18 protein-coding genes and 1 pseudogene are annotated in these 18,789 nt (G+C 45.1%); 7 read left to right on the forward strand and 12 right to left on the reverse strand.

The genetic code is table 11. From position 1 onward, the window contains the following. From AC5JM2_RS16015 to AC5JM2_RS16025, 3 genes are all read right to left on the reverse strand, one after another. A partial coding sequence (locus AC5JM2_RS16015; protein ID WP_495835863.1) for a hypothetical protein occupies positions 1-239 on the reverse strand: 239 nt, incomplete at its 3' end. Positions 240-404: 165 nt separating this feature from the next. Further along, a complete protein-coding gene (locus tag AC5JM2_RS16020) occupies positions 405-1,688 on the reverse strand; it encodes a hypothetical protein (protein WP_495835864.1) in 1,284 nt (427 codons plus the stop codon). 1,485 nt (positions 1,689-3,173) lie between these two features. Next, positions 3,174-4,169 (reverse strand): tyrosine-type recombinase/integrase, encoded by a 996-nt coding sequence (locus AC5JM2_RS16025; RefSeq protein ID WP_495835865.1) that lies wholly within the window; start codon positions 4,167-4,169, stop codon positions 3,174-3,176. 203 nt (positions 4,170-4,372) lie between these two features. Between AC5JM2_RS16025 and AC5JM2_RS16030 the strand changes: the two genes are divergently transcribed. Next, complete coding sequence (locus AC5JM2_RS16030) at positions 4,373-4,561, forward strand: hypothetical protein (protein WP_495835866.1); 189 nt, start codon at positions 4,373-4,375, stop codon at positions 4,559-4,561. 401 nt (positions 4,562-4,962) lie between these two features. Here AC5JM2_RS16030 and AC5JM2_RS16035 read toward each other — a convergent pair whose 3' ends face one another. Further along, positions 4,963-6,492 carry a flavin monoamine oxidase family protein gene (locus AC5JM2_RS16035; RefSeq protein ID WP_495835867.1) on the reverse strand — a complete coding sequence of 510 codons (1,530 nt, stop codon included), beginning with the start codon at positions 6,490-6,492 and terminating at the stop codon, positions 4,963-4,965. A 2,130-nt stretch (positions 6,493-8,622) separates the two neighbouring features. Between AC5JM2_RS16035 and AC5JM2_RS16040 the strand changes: the two genes are divergently transcribed. Then, positions 8,623-8,868 (forward strand): hypothetical protein, encoded by a 246-nt coding sequence (locus AC5JM2_RS16040; RefSeq protein WP_495835868.1) that lies wholly within the window; start codon positions 8,623-8,625, stop codon positions 8,866-8,868. Here the strand turns inward: AC5JM2_RS16040 and AC5JM2_RS16045 are convergent. After that, complete coding sequence (locus tag AC5JM2_RS16045) at positions 8,859-9,206, reverse strand: helix-turn-helix domain-containing protein (RefSeq protein ID WP_495835869.1); 348 nt, start codon at positions 9,204-9,206, stop codon at positions 8,859-8,861. The genes AC5JM2_RS16040 and AC5JM2_RS16045 overlap by 10 nt on opposite strands. Positions 9,207-9,304: 98 nt before the next feature. Here AC5JM2_RS16045 and AC5JM2_RS16050 point away from each other — a divergent pair, with 98 nt between their 5' ends. From AC5JM2_RS16050 to AC5JM2_RS16060, 3 genes are all read left to right on the forward strand, one after another. Beyond that, positions 9,305-9,478: a hypothetical protein gene (locus AC5JM2_RS16050; protein WP_169267870.1), complete on the forward strand. Its 174-nt coding sequence runs from the start codon at positions 9,305-9,307 to the stop codon at positions 9,476-9,478. A 1,808-nt stretch (positions 9,479-11,286) separates the two neighbouring features. Then, complete coding sequence (locus AC5JM2_RS16055) at positions 11,287-11,868, forward strand: hypothetical protein (protein WP_495835870.1); 582 nt, start codon at positions 11,287-11,289, stop codon at positions 11,866-11,868. Positions 11,869-12,139: 271 nt separating this feature from the next. Then, a complete protein-coding gene (locus AC5JM2_RS16060) occupies positions 12,140-12,526 on the forward strand; it encodes a hypothetical protein (RefSeq protein WP_495835871.1) in 387 nt (128 codons plus the stop codon). A 166-nt stretch (positions 12,527-12,692) separates the two neighbouring features. On the opposite strand, the gene AC5JM2_RS16065 is transcribed toward AC5JM2_RS16060, so the two are convergent. Further along, a complete protein-coding gene (locus tag AC5JM2_RS16065) occupies positions 12,693-12,962 on the reverse strand; it encodes a Tn3 family transposase (protein WP_495835872.1) in 270 nt (89 codons plus the stop codon). On the opposite strand from AC5JM2_RS16065, the pseudogene AC5JM2_RS16070 reads away from it, so the two are divergent. Both AC5JM2_RS16070 and AC5JM2_RS16075 read left to right on the forward strand, forming a co-directional pair. Beyond that, a pseudogene (locus tag AC5JM2_RS16070) lies at positions 12,940-13,161 on the forward strand (transposase); the annotation flags it as partial. The gene AC5JM2_RS16065 and the pseudogene AC5JM2_RS16070 overlap by 23 nt on opposite strands. A gap of 99 nt (positions 13,162-13,260) precedes the next feature. Then, a complete protein-coding gene (locus AC5JM2_RS16075) occupies positions 13,261-13,638 on the forward strand; it encodes a hypothetical protein (RefSeq protein WP_495835873.1) in 378 nt (125 codons plus the stop codon). A gap of 922 nt (positions 13,639-14,560) precedes the next feature. On the opposite strand, the gene AC5JM2_RS16080 is transcribed toward AC5JM2_RS16075, so the two are convergent. The 6 genes from AC5JM2_RS16080 to AC5JM2_RS16105 all read right to left on the reverse strand — a co-directional run bounded on the left by AC5JM2_RS16080 (position 14,561) and on the right by AC5JM2_RS16105 (position 18,227). Beyond that, the gene (locus tag AC5JM2_RS16080; protein WP_210621015.1) at positions 14,561-14,710 is read right to left on the reverse strand and encodes a hypothetical protein; all 150 of its coding nucleotides are present in this window, start codon (positions 14,708-14,710) and stop codon (positions 14,561-14,563) included. Next, a complete protein-coding gene (locus AC5JM2_RS16085; protein ID WP_210621014.1) occupies positions 14,707-14,949 on the reverse strand; it encodes a hypothetical protein in 243 nt (80 codons plus the stop codon). The genes AC5JM2_RS16080 and AC5JM2_RS16085 overlap by 4 nt, the downstream gene beginning before the upstream one ends. Before the next feature lie 1,010 nt (positions 14,950-15,959). Then, positions 15,960-16,250 (reverse strand): hypothetical protein, encoded by a 291-nt coding sequence (locus AC5JM2_RS16090; RefSeq protein ID WP_495835874.1) that lies wholly within the window; start codon positions 16,248-16,250, stop codon positions 15,960-15,962. Positions 16,251-16,473: 223 nt separating this feature from the next. After that, positions 16,474-16,671 carry a hypothetical protein gene (locus AC5JM2_RS16095; RefSeq protein WP_495835875.1) on the reverse strand — a complete coding sequence of 66 codons (198 nt, stop codon included), beginning with the start codon at positions 16,669-16,671 and terminating at the stop codon, positions 16,474-16,476. Then, a complete protein-coding gene (locus AC5JM2_RS16100) occupies positions 16,652-17,527 on the reverse strand; it encodes a hypothetical protein (RefSeq protein WP_495835876.1) in 876 nt (291 codons plus the stop codon). Before AC5JM2_RS16100 ends, AC5JM2_RS16095 begins: the two co-directional genes overlap by 20 nt. After that, positions 17,508-18,227, reverse strand: coding sequence for a sigma-70 family RNA polymerase sigma factor (locus AC5JM2_RS16105; protein ID WP_282453094.1), 720 nt, complete (start codon positions 18,225-18,227; stop codon positions 17,508-17,510). The genes AC5JM2_RS16100 and AC5JM2_RS16105 overlap by 20 nt, the downstream gene beginning before the upstream one ends. Positions 18,228-18,789: the final 562 nt, after the last annotated feature.

Below are 18,789 nucleotides of genomic sequence, written 5' to 3' on the forward strand. Positions count from 1 at the left end.
CTAAAACTTAGATAAGTAAAAAGCGCTCTCCTGAAAAGGGGGGCGCTTTTTGCATTGGTTGTTTTCAAACTCATTCCAAACTCGTATCTACGTTTTTCCTCCCCTCCGGGGAATTCAAAGGAGGCATAGACCGCTGCGCTAACAAAATTCAAAGTATGCCCTGCGGAGACGCACTCGCGTGCCGCGAGTGCGTCTCCGCAGGAGATACAAAAAAAAGAATTCAAAATTCGCTCCTGCATGAATTGATAATTTTGAATTTGAGCGTGATCGTGTGGAGAGGGTTGGGGTGAGATCAAGCAGGAATTATAAGTAATTAAGCGGACATAGTATAATGAGTATAAGTGACTAGGAATTAACTGACAGTTCCTAGCCTAATTAATTGGGATAAGCAACGCTACATCTTCTTATAATTCGCGCCTTCTCAGTAAATATGTCACAACAGATACACAACCCATCCCCGTGTCCACCACCCATAGCCCATCCGGCTGACGATAATAATCTTTAATTCGCTTAGTTGATTTCGCTTCTGCCAATTGTGCCAAGTCCTCATCACTTGGTTGAGGATAGTTTGGTAATGGTTTCCCCCAATTCTCTGGTTTTCTGCCGTTCTTGCACGCCGCTACAAATACTGCTTCCGGGGAATCAACTCGCTTCCACGTACGTAAAGCTTCTTTAAGGTAGGCTAAAGCTCCTGGTACATTTCGCCAGAACTTGTTGATAACCGCTATTATCTCCTGATTGAGGCGAAAGGCTGTTGCACATGGGATTTGACGCAGTTGGTTACAAATTTCTCCGACATCTTCTTGAGGAGGTTTTTCTACAGGTTCCGAGGCGGGGGCGGAAAGTGTGTCCGAATGAGTCAATGGTTGTGTTGATTCACAGCTATGATTTTGTTCTTCAACGAAGCGCAGAATCGTGGATTGTTCTACATTGCTTGGCGAACGAGTCTCAATCGTTTGTTCAATCGTCGTCACATCCTTGGGTAACGTCTTTGAATCTTCTTCTACAAAATTTCTCCTCGCAGCAGCATGTTGTTGTGTAGAGAATTCTTCTGTAGAGGAATCTTTGATATCATCTGTCCAATTTGACCTACTCAACGTGTCACAATTGACGTCCTCCATGTGTTCATTTTGAATAAAGGTGTCTACAAAATTCCTCGCCGCCGCAGCATATTGTTGTGTAGAGAATTCTTCTGTAGAGGAATCTTTGATATCATCTGTTTGAATGAACCTCTTTATTAAGTTTCTCCTCGCGGCAGCTTGTTGTTGCGTAGAGAATTCTTCTGTAGAGGAATCTTTGATATCATCTGTCCAATTTGACCTACTTGACGTGTCACCATTGAGCTCCGTAGTGTGTTCATTTTGAATAAAGGCATTTACCGCTTCGATGTTAACTGTGTACCAGCTAACTTGCCACCAAATCGAAGCACACATCTTTTTCACTGAGATCAACCCAAGTTTCTTTAGTTTCCTAACAGCTCTTCTAACTGTGCTAATGGATAATCCCAATTCTTCTGACCATGCTTCATATGTCTTCCAAAACCACTTGACGCCATTGATTGTTTGGCCTCCGCGTACGGTCATCCAGTAATAGCTTTGCTGGAGAAAAGTCGCTTCACTACGTCCTATCCTGCGTGCAAGTGAAGAGGAGTAGAGCAGATGCCGTCCGGAAATCAGGAGTTTACTCATACTGCTAACTCCTTAAAAAAGTGGATTAGATTTTTGTTGGCATGGTAGCTTGTAGTTCTTACAAGCTGGTGAAACTCTTGATAGCAATTAGGGCAAATCCTAACCGTTTTTTCTCCACCCTCTGATTTAGAAATCGGGTAGTGGTGCGTATCCAGTATTAGTTGATGCTGATCTTGGAGTTGTTCTTGATTTTTTGGAAAAATGCAACTGTTCATGATACTTCCTTTGGTGGTGAAGCATCTGACTCTAGATTTTCTTCCGATAGTTAAAGTTGTTAAGCAAGAAAGTCCATCTACTTTGCCGAACAGGAGTGGGATGAATTGCATTTCCCCCAAAAGGGAAGTGCAAAAGCTGTTAACCAAGATGGCACTGCGTAAATACACGTAAATAAGCCAAGATTGGTAACTCGCCCTCAAGATTGTTTCCCAACCTCCCAACGGGGCACACGCGAACTACAGCTTTACGAATTTGTCTGGAACGACGCGCTACGGGTCTGTCAGACTGGAATTGACGCTTAGGCTCTTCCTTGAGGGCGCGATTTTCATCCGCTAAAAGCGGTGGGAGTGTCCATTGAGAAGACAAGTCAATCCATTGCTGGGAAGAATGTGACTTTATCAGTTACCAAGGAAGCGCAGTATCAGTTATCAGTTTCGTGTCCCGTTGGGTCTAAACAGTTATCAGTTAACAGTTATCAGTTATCAGTTTTTACTGTTCACTGTTCAGTGATTGAAAAACCCCAGCAACTACTGCGTTGCTGGTACTTGCGGGGAGCATCGATTGTGGGCGGGCAATGCCCGACGCCCCAGATGTGGCGTGTTGAATCCCCGCAAGTACCTGTTAACTGTTCACTGTTCACTGTTCACTGTTTGAAAGTCTTTCCCCTTTTATCTATGGTGGAAGAAAATTAAGAGCCAAATGCCTTGAGCAATTTCTTAAAAAAAGGCATATGATTCTTCCACCCTTGTGTGCTAACATGTAGTCAACAAGGGTGGGTTAACAACAAAGCCGTGATATTAAGCGAGCAACCGTTTGGTACTGTCACCTCTCACAGTTCGAGTACCGAAATTGGTTAAATTCTTGTGGTAAGAAAACTCACCTAATACTTCTGACAATGTCATAACTGCTGCTCTTCAAAACCCAGACAATCATTGATGTCGGTTTTGATTGACGTTTCAACGGGAGCATGGGAGCGGCTATCCGCTCTACAACACTTGGACTAAAGTTAGACAGAATGGAACACTGTTAGACCGTAGCCCGGATTGCTTCTTGCAACAGGCCTGGCAGTGTCGGCACTCACCAGTCCACAAGCTTAAATTCGGATAGAGCTTATCCTATTTCAAATTGTATGTTCCGTTTTTTATTGACATGTTGTCGTTAGATTAACATTTTTCTGGTATTTTTCAAAGAGAAATTGCTGAGAAGTTTTGCTCTCTTGTTCCCATGCTCTCGGGCGCGAACCCAGTTATGCTTCAGTTGCAAATCGCATCAATTCTTTGAGTCGCGCTCCGTTTTTGTTCTAAAACCAGGGATACTCAAGGTTTGGACAGCACGACGTAAGGTTTGTTCGCCGCGTCGGTCATATCTTGCAGTCAAATCTGGCGATGCATGACCAGCCAGCCTCTGGACTGTAGAGATGTCTACACCAGAGTCGAGCAGTTCGGTTATAAAAGTTCTGCGGAAATCATGAGCCGAAAAATGACCTACCCCCGCTTGTTCACCGCGTTTTTGCAAAATGAACAGCACCGCCTGGGGCGTTAGCCGTCGCAGCACCACGCAGCCGGCTTTGTTGACATGACACAGCAGGGAACCGGACTCCTCACCTCGGATGCCAAGCCAGTCTTGTACGACCTCAATTGCTGCATCCGGTAAATACACCGTGCGGTTTTTCCCTCCTTTACCACCCCAGACTTTTATCGCGCCAGTGCTAGAGTCAAAGTCATTCAAGTTTAAATTCACGACTTCGCGCCGTCTCAACCCCGACCCGCGCAGAATCGCTATCAACGCCGCATCCCTAAAACCTCCCGGAGTCGGGTCATCAAAGCACACTTGCATCAAATCGGCGATTTCTTTTGACGCTAAAGCGCGTCCCTGTAACTCACTACAGACCTGAACACTTTTGATATCGACAGCACGGGCAAAATCTTTGGCGTCTATCAATTCCAGCCTTAAAGCTTCTTTTAAAACTCTCCTCATCGCACACAGCATTTTATTCGCTGTCGCAGGTGCATACTTTTCCATTAAAATAGTACGCACAAGTGCTGTATGCTTATAACGTAGTGCCGTCCAATCCAGAGTCATGGCATCACAACTCCCATTGGTTAACACCCTAGCAATTGTATCTAAGGCTTGCCGCATCGCCGGACGCGATCCCGGCGCTAGTCCGGATAAATACACGGCTGTGGGATGTTCGGTTAAAGGTGGTGGCGCATTGAGTGCCAAGGGGTTTTTGAGTGCACTCGTTGTCGTGGGTGAATCGCTCATCTACTTATCTGAAACGACGTTCAGGGCAGGTAAAGTCTCGTAAGTCATGAAATCATTCTCTCACCCTTTGGTGTATCACCCCCTCGTATTTTGACTCGGACACTCACAAGCGGTGTCCGCGCAACCTCGCCCACCGCACGGCGGGTGGGGAATTCCGCGCCCCGCAGCGTTCATCTCTGTATAGTACATATATAACTTCTGGAATGTCAACAGGAAAAGGTAAAAAAAGATTGCGTGATATTCCAGTTTTGCACGACGAAAAGAAAACTAGGCATAGCCTACTAATCACACCTAGTTCTTGGGAAAAGTTACAGCGAATTGCCCGAAAGAATGGATTGAGTCTCAGTGAGTATGTCGAGCAGTGGATAATATCTTTAGAGGAAGGCAGGTAAGCTTACCCCCGGCTAGAAGCCAGGGGCTTTCGCCACAAACTTCTAGAGCGAGAATTTCTAGTAGCCCTAAGAAACTAACGATATTGGAAAAGAACTTTTCCAAGTATCCCGCTCTTAGGAATCTCCACAGGCGTGAATTCCCGCAGCTATATTGCAGCAGAAAATTCCCGATGGGAAAACTAAAATCTGAGATTCAAAAGTCACTTTTTCTATCCCTCTTGTTCCCCATTCCCTCACGCATCCGAATGTAGAGATGTGTGGGGATTTTTGTTGCCCCCTTGCTTCCTTGTGGAACTCAATAAAAAAAGCCCGCTCGTGGCGGGCATAACAAAAAGGGTTTAGCTGAATTAATTGGACAGTTAATTGTTAAATATTTTTAATACTGACGTGCGAGCGCTCGGCTACCAAGCACTTCCAACTGCTGCCAATTGACGATTTTTACCAGAGACATTCACAGCAACAGGAATAGCAGTGGATTGTAGAGCAGGCTTATGCTTAACAATATCGTAGACCGCTTCAACAGCAGACTCAATCGAACCTTGTAACCATGCGGGGAAGCGAGAGCAGTGTTCACCAGCAAAGAACAGGGTGTTTTGGGGTCTTTGGGCTTTGAGGTAACTCGCAGATCCATCAGCCGAATTCCAGTGAATCGTGCATCCGCCAGCACTCCACTTGTAGTTGCCCCAGGCGATAGACGCTTTGTCTAAAATCATACCAGGTTCATTCAGTTCGGGGTGAATCTTGCTGACAGTGTTTTGGACGTAGTCAAAGCGCTCTTGTTCGGACATCATGCCCATCCGTTGAGCATCGTCACCGATGGTGTAGCTCGCCAACATCACGCTACCACGTTCGGGGTTGAACTTCACGCTCGGGTAGTATGTTTGACGCACGCCCTCACCACTGAAGGAAGCACCACCTTTGATGCCATCCTTTTCCCAGAAGGACTCGCGAGCGTGAAACGCTACCTTGGTACCGGGACAGTAGACGGTGTTGTGAATGGAATCGAGCTTATCATCATCAAAGCCGCTCAACTCCATCTTACGGAGTACACTGAAGGGGATGGTGCATAATACATAGTCACAACGACGTGTATGTAACTGACCGTTTTCTTTGTAGGTGATTTGGACGTGGTCAAATTGCACGCGCAGCGCCACAACTTCACAGTTACACTTGATTTCACCAGTTATTGAAGTTGCTAAACGTTGGATGAGTTGATCCATCCCACCTTTGAGTTGCAACAAGTCGTGGCTGGTTTCTGTGATGATGTCACCCAGGAAAATATCCAATCCTTGAGAGCACTTTGCCCGGAAGCTTGGGTTTTGAGTCAGGAACGAGTTCAAATCAATCGTTTCACCATCTTCGCTGAAGTAGGGATTTAAATCTAAGCGCTCTAACTCATCCATTAAGTGAGATTGCAAGTCGCGTTCAAATTCAGAACGGAGATTACCAGGAGCGATAGTATTGATGATGGTTTTGAGCCAAGCAGCAAAGGCGCGAGTTTTTTCACTGTAGCGTGTGTCATAAAAAATACCACCTTCTGTTTGTTGGAGGACACGGGGTGCGTCTTTCATCTGAAGCACTTGTCCGTTGATGTTCATCATGGCGTTGCTTTCCTCGAACACTGTCATGAACTTGCACAGTTTGTCAGAAAGTCCCATTTCATGGACGTAATGCAGTGTCATTTCATGTTCGCTGGGGATACGCATTGCTCCGAGTTCTGCGTAGGGTGCATCTGGGGAATTACCGAAGCGGTGTGTCCATACTCGACCACCGATGCGTGGGCTACCTTCTAGAATTTCAACTTCATGACCTAGGCGTTCGAGTTCATATGCTGCTACTAAACCTGCGATACCTGCTCCCAGTATGGTTATTTTTTTACCTTTTTGAAAGTTTACCAGTTGGCATTGCTCAAGTAAAATTTTGGTGTCCATTGTTCCAGCTTCCCTTAGTCGTTTGTGTTGAGTGGGTTTCAACCGCTTCTGATATTTCATAAGGGGGACTAGAGATTTTTATGCACTCAAGATTGGTGAAGGGTGTGACACCTCATACCCATTACGAAACAACCGCTTATAGTGAATTATTTGCTTTTGGGTGAAGTGCCCACTAATCAGAAGCGGATATCGCAAAGCGTCTTTTTTGAATGCTATTGGCAAACAGTGGGGCGGGCGAGTGAGCGTAAAGCGCACTCGTCGAGCGTTCGTAAACGTGCGACGACTACATCAACTTTGAGTCCCCGCTGCCCTCTACCTTATGTTTCGGTCAACTACCGAAACAGTAGTGAGGGCGAGCGTGTAGGCGTAACAAGAAAAGAATTGCTACGTGAGAGTGTACTCGCCCATTAGTTAAAAAATAACCGAACCTTGACAAATAAATAACTCCAATTTTACCCGAACCTCCATGTAAGCAGGGACGAGCGCGGGGTATGGACAACTGAAAACTTGTCACTCTTGTCTTACACGTAAGAAATTGAACAAGCCTTTTTGAAGGATCGCACTTCTTAAGCGCTCTTGTCTAACACGAAAAAAATTGGGCAGGCTTACTACAACGAGTAACCGACTTGCGTTGACAAATCAACTTTTCCCAAGGCTTCCCAATTTTTTAGGGGTCGAGGTCTCTGTAGAGGGAAGGGCAGCCAATTTCTGTTGACTCGAATTCCAACACGATTAATCGTGATGTTAGTGACGTTCTCCCTACACTGACCGCAAGCGGTACAGTGTGGGCTTCTCCAAATCACTTCGGAGAAATTTCCTGCTTCATTGGTCGCGTCTAGATAATTAGATTTGCATCCTGTTATCCCCAACGGGCGTTACCTCCACAGGCAGTTTAGTAGGGGCGCAAGCAAGAGCGCCCCTACTGACATCCCACGGAGTCTTTTGTATGTAGCGAATTTGCGCTCCAAATCCTATGTCTAATTCCGTTTCCCAACGTTTGCACTGTTCACCTACAAAGTAGTCCGTTTGTGTCAAGTGGATGGTCGGCACCAATGTCGCCTATCGAGAGCATTTATTGCTATTGGCATTACTATTATAGACTTTATGGGTGCGTGTTGAGTTCCCGGAGAGTGGAGATTCTTCGATCACCCCACTCCCGTCAATAACCGTTAGTTATTGTTGGTCGGGGCGGGGGTCTAACACGTAAAAAATTTGGGCAACCTTTGTTTGTTGATCTGTCAGCACTTACGAGTATTCGTAGTAATAAGGTTGCCCAAATTTTTAGGGGACAATGCGTCGGGTGCTCGAATCATCTCCCGCCGCCTCTCCCGACACGCTCACGGAGTACCGTTATAGTGCGGGACGAGGGCGCGAAGAAGTTAAGGCTGCCCTTCCCTACGGGGTTCCGACTGGGAAAAAGAGCCAACCCTTATTAGAACGGGTACGCGTCTTGTCTCACAGATTAACGATAACATTGGCTTGGCTCTTTTTCTTGTCCCAAATGCGACTCCAGACAAAGTGCGCCTGACGAGTGCGTCGGAACACAAATCAACTTTTCTCCCAAGGCTTGTTCAATTTCCTCGCCTGACTTTGGCGTCACAAGACGAGACAACCGAAACTACTACTTTTGTTCAGATCCGTCTGCCTGGGGGCACGAAGAGTGGACGTTAAATTAAAATGCCTGCTTATGAGGTTTGACGGGGGACTGGTGACGCATTGGGTGAAGTCTGCCCTTGGGAAGATTCCCAAGGGCAGACTTCACAAAAAAATGGGTCGAACCCTATTAACCCCACGATCAATCTCGGGGCTGACAAAGTGAAGTACCCCACCGCACTCTTTCTATGGGGCAGGGGCGGCAGAATTCGTTAACCGACGGAGCGCGTTGCAAGAGCGCCAAAGTCTGCCGGGGGGAGTATCCCCCCGGCGAGCTTTGCCCCGTAGGGGCGCTGAGTGCCGTAGGCTGGGTTCGATCCATTTTTTCAGTCATTCCCCCGGTGAGAATGCTAGTTTTCCCAGTTTAGTTAAGAGGGGATGAAACAGGAAGTCCAGGAGGCGACTCTTGGAATCCCCACTCTTCGAGCCGTCAGGCTCTTTGGGGAGAATGTCAACAGTACAGCAGACTAAGAGACGATGCAAATCAAAAATTCTCAGGGTGCCGACGAAATCTACAATCCTTTTCAGGAATTATTTTCCAGCGAGCGCAGGCGCACTCTTAGGGAGTGCGTTTTCGTGTTTGTAGATACTGCTTTTACAGCAGGCTACACACAAAAAGAAGTGTTGGAAGCTTTCACAGATTGGTTTTTTCAGAATGATGAGGATAAATTTGAAGAAGTCGTCAAATGTCTTGAGCAAATTGTACAAAGTAGCTACGACTGAAACCCTCCACTTACCTCATCAACCAAAAGCTTAATCAAACGAACACACTCCTTTTTGGATAACTGTCTGGCGGTAGGGATAACATCCTCCGCTACTTTTGGTTTATGGGTTACTTCAGGTGCTTGTCCTCTAACTTCGGCAAGCAACTGCTCAAGAGTTTGTCCGCGAGAGGTGGCGATCGCCTCCAAATTACCCAAATCTGGGATAACTTCTCCGCGCTCCCAGAGTTGTATAGTCACATAGCTTACACCTAAGTCCTTTGCAAATCTCCTCTGGCTTCTCTCTCCCCTAGCTCCCCTAATAGCTTGTGCTAACTTGTTTCGGGCGTCACCATCCATAATCATCTACTGAGTAACAAATTTCTATCATGACGTTGCACTTACTAGAATTTCAAGTTATAAATGTATTTATCAATACTGGTAAGTTTTTTTAGTATATGGCTAGAGCGACGGAAACAGAAAGAATCAACGTAAACATATACATAGACAAAGCTGTCGCCCACAGGTTACACGAGTTCGCTCGGCAACAGGCAATGTGGAAAGGTCGGCTTGTCGAAGCAGCAATTATCGAATATCTCAACAAAATCGAGCCTAGAGCAGGCACGACATGACCTCACTATGTCACGGTGATTCACGCGCTCGTGTGGAAGCTCGCTCTTAGCGCTCGGCGAGAGGAAACACGACACTCGGGACTTTAGTCCCGATCAAGTCTACTAGTAGGCAGTCGCTTGATATAGTCTCGAATTACTTCCGATATCTGTCTATCTGTTGATTCTGCGTACTCTCTGAGCGATTCTAACTCTTTCTCAGATAACCTAACCCTCAACATTTTTTCTCTTGGCATTATCAATGCAGCAATAATAGTGCTACATTAATTCTATGCCGAAATGACGAAAGGCACTGTGGCGGGGGTCTTACACGAAAAAATTTGGGCAGCCGCACCCTTTCGGGGAATTCGCTCGTTCAAAATTCGCTCGTTCAAAATTAAGAACCTTTTTTTTGAATGAGCGAATTTTGCATTTTGAATTTGAGCGGAGCGAGGTGGGCTGCCCAAATTTTTAGGGGCGGCACGTTACGTTCGGAAGCTTCCGAACTGCCGCTGCCACCGGGCGGAAGATTCCGGTAGGCGAGCTTTGCGGGAAACCCGCCCACGGAACTGCCCGAATGAATGCGATGCACTTTTAAGTGCCTTACGCCCTAATCTTTCGCTCTTAGCTCCGGATATAGCTTCTAAGTATGTCAGTTTGCGTTCTACCCTCCTGTTCGCAATAAGCTTTGAGGGCTGGCTGCTGTTCACTAAAAACTCTGCATATCTGGGCAAATCTCTGTATAATTCTGCAGATATGCTGTGATACTCTACTTGTAGTGGTTAAACACATCCGATAGTAACGCCTAGTTAACCGTGAAGGTTAAAAAGCTCGTACTGGGGCTTGTGAACCACTGCACAACAATTGAATACTCTTAAGTCTCGTACTGAAATTCGTTTCAGTATCTCTAACTGGGGGTTAGTGGTCAAAGAACCTTCGCCACAGGGCAAGGGAACCAAGCAGAAATGCGCAACGAAATTGAGCGAACTTATACCGTGGAGTTGGATTTACCCATATTTACAGATTAATGCCTAGATATGCGTAGGTTTTTAGAAGCTGCGCCGCTACGAATCACGGCTCATTTTCACAAGGAAGAACCCCGCTACGCCCTGATGAAGGGGGTGTAGGGGCGGCAGCGGCAGTTCGGAAGTTTCCGAACGTAACGTGCGAAGTCTGCCGGGCAGAAGATTAAGCTTTGCGCGAGCTTCGCGCCGCGCTGCGCCTGCGTCAACTCGCGGGTCCGATTTCAATACATCCTTGCGGTGTTCCGCGCCCCTTGCTACTTCTCAAAAAAAAAAGCCGCGTAAAGCGGCAAGCTAACCAAAAAAACTTTCAAAAATTATGACATTTTTATCACTGAGGCGAAAGTCTACTGATGTCGTTTCACGACTGACTTCAGGAGAGAAATCAACCCATCCCCCACAACGAAAAGTGTGGGGGGGTTACCCTTCAGGAAGCTGCCCAGAGGGCGTCTACAGTAGCTCTACAGAATGTACGGAGTGTTTTTGTTCAGGTTCCAACTCACGACTCCACGGACATCCAGGCACAGTTACGGTTAACACAGAGCATACTTACTCTTAAGCCCTCGCAATATTTAAGATACATCAATTAGTGGTTAAACGTTGCAATATTTCGGCTTGCGGAATATTCGTCATTCCTTACCTACTTCTATTGCTGTTTTTGCTCTTGTTGAACAGTGGCATAAGATTTCAGTCACGGTACTGTCTCGCGCACTCCGTTACGCGCAAGCTTTCTAGACGGAGAATAAATTCCCCATTACACGCTACATGCAGGGGCTTTCGTTACGAAGATTATCGGTAAGGAGGATAAAAATGGAGTCGTACATTTACCCTGGTTGCACACCACAAGTTTGTCAATTTTGTCAATCTGAAGCCATCCCTAGAACTTTTCTTCGAGGAAAACCAGTTTGCTTGAGATGCACTGAATTAAAGGGATTAAATCCAATTCCGTTTTCAGCTAAAAATAGACGCCAAGTAAGCACGTTAACTGAATTACCTTTATCTGAACAAGAAGAGGCAACAATCAAGTCACTACTCAAAATTCCTCAGACAACCTCAGAGATTGCATCTTACATCGGAATGAGCAGAAGCACGACTCTCAAAAAACTGACTTATCTGGAAGCTCGAAGAAAGGTTTTTCGGTTTGGAACCGGAGCAGGTAAGCCCTGTTGGTGGGGTCTAAGCCCTGATGCTGTAGTTCCCAATATGACTGACAAAAGCTTTCCAGAGCAATTTCTAGAACTAGTGGGTTTGCGAGAACTTAGCGTTTTGGAATTGAAATTAAAGCTGGGGAAACGAATTGAAGATATTCTCACGGTTGGCAGGCGGTTACAAAAAGCGGGTAAAGTGCGCTCGTATCTTAAGGACGACATCCAATATTTCAAAGCGGTTTGAGAGATGGGCGCTCCCGAGATGAAAGCTTTCACAGAATGTCTGCAAAGATATTCACAGAGTGCGCTCTTTTTTAGATGCAATCCCCAGCAAGAGCGCACTCTGTGCTTTCTAGTGTCGGATGTCAACCTCGGAACTTCCGAAGATGCAAAACTGACCGAGAATCGAAAAAAAACCCTCGAGCTTGTGAGGGCGGGGAGTATCAACTAGGGCACTCTATACAAGAAAGCCAACAACACCTCACTGCTGCTGGCTAATCATAATAGGGTGCTGTATGCTAAAACTTCCATTTATTCATCAATCTAAGCAACTGACACTCCCACGCCTTTTAGGCGATGGGATTCTTGGAGTGAGACTGCGCTTTCTGCTTGCGCTTACTTGCGTCTTACATTCTCACATCACCTTCGTAAAGATCCAACAACAAGCGTTAATGTCCGTGTGCCGCATGGTGCTGAAATTTATTATACCACAATTTCTTAAGGGGCAGCAGATTCATCCACACCCCTTGAAGAGATGGACTTTCTCTGCGATTTTTGCACATACTGCAACGATTGGTAATAAACAGATTTTTCTTCAAAAACTAATGAAGACATCACTTGAAACCTTGGATGGTCATAGAGGGAGCGGACGGTTTAACCTCTGCACGGAAAATTATATCTAGGGTTGGGATGGACAGCAATTTGACACTCCCCGGGAGCGCATAGACGGGGATTCTTGGTTCATTGACTCGCCGGCGCGACAGTAGGCCAAAAAGGTATTGAGCCGAGATACGTGTAATTTCCGGCAAGATGGTCTGGAAAGCGTTGCTATATCTACATTTCAAAGATTTATGGTGGGAGATTAATAGCAGCCTCCAATGGTTGGGGAATATTATGTAAATTCACTACATAATCACCGTATCTTTTAATATGTCTTGTTACATAGGGACTCAAAGCAGCAAGGTGTCGCATGGGAATCAGTTCTCCCTGTGACATTAACGTTTGGATAGCCAACGACATATCAACCGTATTCTGTAAAATAACTGCGCTTGCTACCAAATCAAGATACTTCAACCGCTTTTCCTGCTCAATAGAACAATATGCACTACGGTCTGGCATTGAGGGAACTATTTCGCAAGGAATTCGAGCATTTGAATTACGCCATTGCCGTTACATCGGGTTAGCTAAATCCTATCTACAGCATATCCTGACGGCTGCCGCTGTCAATGTAGTTCGAGTTTTCTCTTGGTTGGAGGAGATACCACGAGCTTTAACTCGCTCCTCGCACAAAGCGCTGCTAGCAGAACCAGACATTTAGATCCCATGAAAGAAAGGATCTGTGGGTTTTATCCGTGTATTACTTGGTTAGACACCGACTTGTCACGTTAAACTAGTCGTGTAATACATGGTTATGGGCATGCTGAAACGGGATATTCAGGGGAAATTTGCTCTAAAAAATGACGACTATCGTCAGGTACGTTCTCTAAGACTAACTGATGAAACCTGGAAGGCTATTGGTATTGCTGCTGAATGTAATAGCTTAACCAGGGCTGATTATTTAGAACAGATTGTTAAAGACAATGTACTGCCAAGTATTACACGGCAGTCAGAGCATCATCAAAAAGCTGATACCGTCATCACAGAACGGTCAGTCATGATGAAGGAGGTGGCAGAACTTGAAATGTGGCGCGACCGTGTAATGTCGGAACTTAAGTTAGGTAAACAAGCTCCTGGATACAAAACTGCCCAAAAAGCCCTCAATCGTTTCATTGCTGAACTAAAAAGTTCATTATAGGTATTTTCGGAATTCATGACATACCTGGATGCCTAAGCCAGGATTATTTGCAACTATAATTTCAGTTGAACCAGGATTAAATGCAACTGAGCCAGGATTAATTGCAACCAACCTGCAATCATCGGTTTGAGCCAGGATTATTTGCAATTAGAAAAGTTACGGGGTCTAACACGAAATTTTTGGTCAGCCCTCATACTTCGAGTATTCGTCTTGGAACACAGATCAATAAAAACAGGGCTGACCAAAAATTAGGGGACAATGCGTCAAAAAAACGAAGGTTTTCTTAACTGCTTCACTGATAAGGTTTAGAGAACATTAGCCCGTTGGTTTTCGAGTAAAAAAACTCGGTAAATAATTCAAAGTTAATTTATCAAATTCTGACATGAGTTTTTTGATAAACCCCTGTCAAGGAGTGAAAACGAGCGTCCTAGTAAAGTGTTGAGTCTATTTGCAAATAATCCTGGTCGAAATGGATGATTGCAGGCTGGTTGCAAATAATCCTGGCTCAGTTGCATTTAATCCTGGCTGAAACACAATTATAGTTGCATTTAATCCTGGTTTGAAAATACCTTTATTGCAGGTTCGAGCGATTAGTATTGCAGGTCGCTACACATACCATCATGGCGCAATCTTCCACCATGTATGACACGGAAAAGGACATCTTTCAACCATGTAATACATGGCGAAAGTAAGAAATCAAAAAACCTCAAGTCCAGATCCAGAATCGGATTTTCCCATCAATCAAATCTTAAGTAATATTTCGCCAACAGTATCAGATACGTGTAAAAAAGTGCCACTTCGCTGGAAATAGTAGCTATCACTACAATCAGATCCTCAATTAGGTTTTTTCCTTACCCAGTCAGGCATTAATTCCTCTCAGTCTCACATTCGGGAGCGAACGTACAGCATTGATGCAGCACCTTCATAGTTCTTTGAATAGCTCATCAATAAAAGCATTGAGTCGTTTCTCGTATAATTCCTTGGAATCTCGACCCATTGCTTGACGGAATTTTTTTAGGCTGCGATCGCGCACTACCTGAACCACATCCTTAAGCACTGGCTTGGGGTTCAAGCAATCAACTTTCCCCGCAATTCATCCAATTGGGCTTTTAATGGTGCTAGAGCCTGATAAATACGTTCATCTATTTCCTGAGAGTCTACCCGTGTAGACGAGGTAGACGCGGGTAGACCTAGTGAATCTCGAACAATTCTTTTTGCAGTAATACTGGGGGAACCTTCGCTTTCCATTTGCAATGCGGATAGAGCTTCGTATTCCTCATCGGAGAGCTTGAATGAAACAACTTTGGACATAGTTACCTCTAGTTTACTACTGGTCTACTCTTCATCTTGCCATATAGTTTACTGTATGTCTACTCTAGGTAAACCTTAATAGAATCTTTATCAAAGCTAGGTCTACCTAGTAGACTTAGTAAACTTAGTAGACTTAAGTAGACTTAGTAGACTTAGTAGACTTAGTAGTCCACCAAGTAAACTTTGCAGGGTGATACCGATTATTGATAAGCTACTTCTACGGTCTGGAGGGTGGCACTATGGTAAAAAAATACATCGTAGACTTAAATGAGGCTGAGATTTCCCAACTGCAATTGCTAACTAAAACAGGTAAGCATAAGGCACGAAGCATCACCCGCGCGAACATAATTCTAATGGCGAGTGAGGGCTGAACCAGGTGGAGATTGAATTATCCGTTTTATCACGTCAATGTTTAGAGAGACGGATTGGCGATAAGCCAGAGGCTTGACGCGCTCGCGTATCGCCAATTATTAAAGTCAGAAATTGCCGCCTGGGAGCAACTATGATACCTGACTATATTAGACTATATTTTATTTAAAGTTTTTTCATACCCGACTATCTGACCCGCCAAAGTTTCCTTGGTAGACTACCAGTAGACTTAGTAGACTTAGTACAGTTCGGCAGAAGTAAACCTACCATTTAGTGGGAGAATAAGAAACAACAAGTAAAATTCTGTTTGGTTGGTATTAGCTGTTTAATGGTTGGTTGATTTACGCCGCCCTGTACTAGTCTACTATATGAGCTATACAGTAAACCGCAGTAGACCATAGGACCTGGTAGCCGCATCACGCTTTGGTAAAGTCAAAAGTTCCAAAACTCGTCCTGTTGTGAATCGAGCAGGAAGATGCTTTTCGTATGGCAGCACAAACTCTATGCCGCAGTCACTGTACGTTCGCTCCTGATTGAAGGGTGAGAGGAATTAATGTCTTATCAGCAAAGGAAACAACCTGATTCTGGATCTTCTAAAGCTGATAGGTTGAGTCGATGGGCGGTATTATCCGCCGCACCTCTCAGTTAAATCTGGACGTGCGACTTTCGCCGCATCCAGCTTCCGATGTTCTTAACTTTCGTTTTTGCTCATGTGAATGTAATCGTGACAGCTTTCTTAACTGAGTACCGCAGAGATAACAAAACTTGGCTCCGACATGACTCCACATAGGGTCAGCAGTCGCTCCTGGGTGATTCTTTGGTGCTGTCGGATGCGTCCGAATTGACGGGAAGCGGTAGTTAATCAACTTTAATCGGGGTGGGATCAGCGAGCGTGTCATTTGCCGCCACTTAACTCTCAAAAGCTTTGTCATGGAAAGCTTCTAGAAAAAAACCTCACTTTTACCCTTTGGTAAAGGATTTGGCGGACTTAACACGCTACTTCGATTGCTGTACCATTTGAACCCTACTGATTTTTATAGCCTGAAACCCTTATAGCTACATTGCAAAACTTTGCACCAAATAGAGTAAAGGTCAATTGGCACAGCAGTAGCGTACTACATACGACTATATGCGTGAGCAACTGCATTTTTATTTTCAAATCTCTTGCACAGCAAGGGTTTTAAACTTTATGTGGCGGCAAACGTCAGCTTCGGTGATCTTACCCCTAATCGGTTTGATTAGCTTAAAAGTTGCACATAAATGACGCGGTAGAGCCAATTCATTTAATTTCTTGGCAGGTAGAGCTTCTGCGCTACCATGTTCGCTTTGAAAATCACCGTGTAGGTACTTCACAGAGCGGCTCTTTGAGGTAGTGAAAATCGAACCTCTCTTTAAGAAGGACGATTGCATCCTCTAAACACTCCTCTGGCAAGCGAACTATTAAGGCAACTAGCTTCTCTCTTGGAGATGGTTGCTCCTTTGCAACAATAGGAGAGGGAGTGACTCCGGTATCCACGTTGCCAAGTTCAGATTTAAAGAATGGGTAAGTATCACCGTTACTAGTGCGACATAGGTAGCAATCGTTTGCTTTGACTTCGACGACCTCTACAACTTGTCCGTAATAAGGTAAATCTGAGCAAATGACCTTGAACTGTTGTTGTTCTTGGTGATTGTGCTTACTACTACCAATATGAGTGGTTTTTTGGCTGTAAGTCTTCCCCCGACGAGTCACTGTACGTTCATGGTTAGGTTCAATTTCACCACTGTTCTCAAGCTTTTTTCGCCAAGCACGAACAGTTCCTTCATCCACTCCGCAATGCTCAGCTATCTGTACGTTACTTCTGCTTGCACCATAAGGATGCTTGAGCGCCCCTATGATTGCCCGTTGCTTATCAGCATTACTTCGCTTCAAGGCTTTATGCTGATTCACTGAGTACGAGTGCCATGTGGCGTCCTTAAGTGTTCCACAGCGGACAGAGATGAGAATTTTAGACTCATCTAACTCCTCGAGTGCAGCATTCCGATGATATCCATCTATTAACCAGTAGTCCTGACCGTCATAGTAAGCTAACGCAGCCTCGAACTGAGCGCCCCTTTTCCAGTCGCGAACCAAATCGTCAATATGCTTTCTATCCAGTTTCTCCCTTGGTTGCGTTCCACCGTCTTTTCTAAGTAGCTTCCTGTCTAGCTCAACTACATGAACTTCCATAAAATGCTGTTAATGATGAGTTCAGAACAAAGATTGCTTCCTGTATCAATGCTTCGGTTTCTTTTGTTGAGATTTTCAACAGTTTAGCTATTTCAGTGACTTTTTTGTTAAGAAGATAACACTCCCGAATAACGAGCCTGTGCTTGGGATTTAGTTTTGAGATGGCTTCATAGAGGCGATGAGTTAATTCCTCTTGGGCTATTGTTTCAAAGTCTTCAACCTTAGGTTCGTAGGATAACTCATCCCAACTTATTGTTAAGCGCTGTGAAATTGTGAGTTTTAAAGATTCCCACTCAGTAGCACTGATTCCTAGCTTCGCCGCGACTTCCGCTTCCTGAACCTGTCTTCCATTAGCGATAAATTGCTTTCTCAGCCGCCTGATCTTACCGAGCTTTTCTACGAAGGAACGAGGGATTTTTAGTGGCGATGCATTATCCCGTAAATAGTGCTGAATCTCACCTTGGATGTAGGGAACGGCAAAAGAACTAAAAGCATTACCCAGTTCTGGCTTAAAGCGCTCAACCGCTTTGAGAAGCCCAACAAATCCTATCTGATATAAGTCTTCGTAGCTTTCATTACATTTTTTGACCCAGCGATGCACAATTTTATGAACTAATTTACTGTGCATTTGGGCAATCTGATTACGTCTATTGATTTCAATTGCGGGACTAACTCTAGTCCTGCTTTGTAGTGCACCCATAAAACCACTGAGAAGGAATTTCTAAAGATATGAATAGCTCATATGGCACTGAATCGGTAAGTAGGGAAAATACGGAAGCACTACTTTACACTCGCTTTATATTTAAACCGCTTGGGCAAAATTACTTGACACTCCCCTGCCCTTGAAAGATGCGAGGGGATTCTTGGTTCATTGACTCGCCAGCACGATCGTCGCCCCGGCCAACTGCCCACGCACAAGCGTGCAAATCACGCACAAGCGCGACGATCGCGTGTGCCCCATTGCGAGCGTGAGCGTAGCAATCTGCTCTCTAATTCCCTGGTGAACTACCTACACGCTCACCGCAAGGGAGCGTGTAGGCCTGTTCTCGCTTCACTCGAATTTGGTCAGACCACACTCCGAACCTCGCGAGCAATTCATCTCAACACTGACCGTGGCTGTTACAGTGTGAGCCTTCTTGCTGGCGAGGGTAAAAATGGAACGGAAATTTTTCAACTCCCAACATCTATAAGCAAAGCTGATAGCTGATAAAAGAAAACGTTCTGGAAAACCCCTTGATTTTGTAAACGAATGTAAACTATTA

The sequence above is a fragment of the Brasilonema angustatum genome (assembly GCF_059505445.1).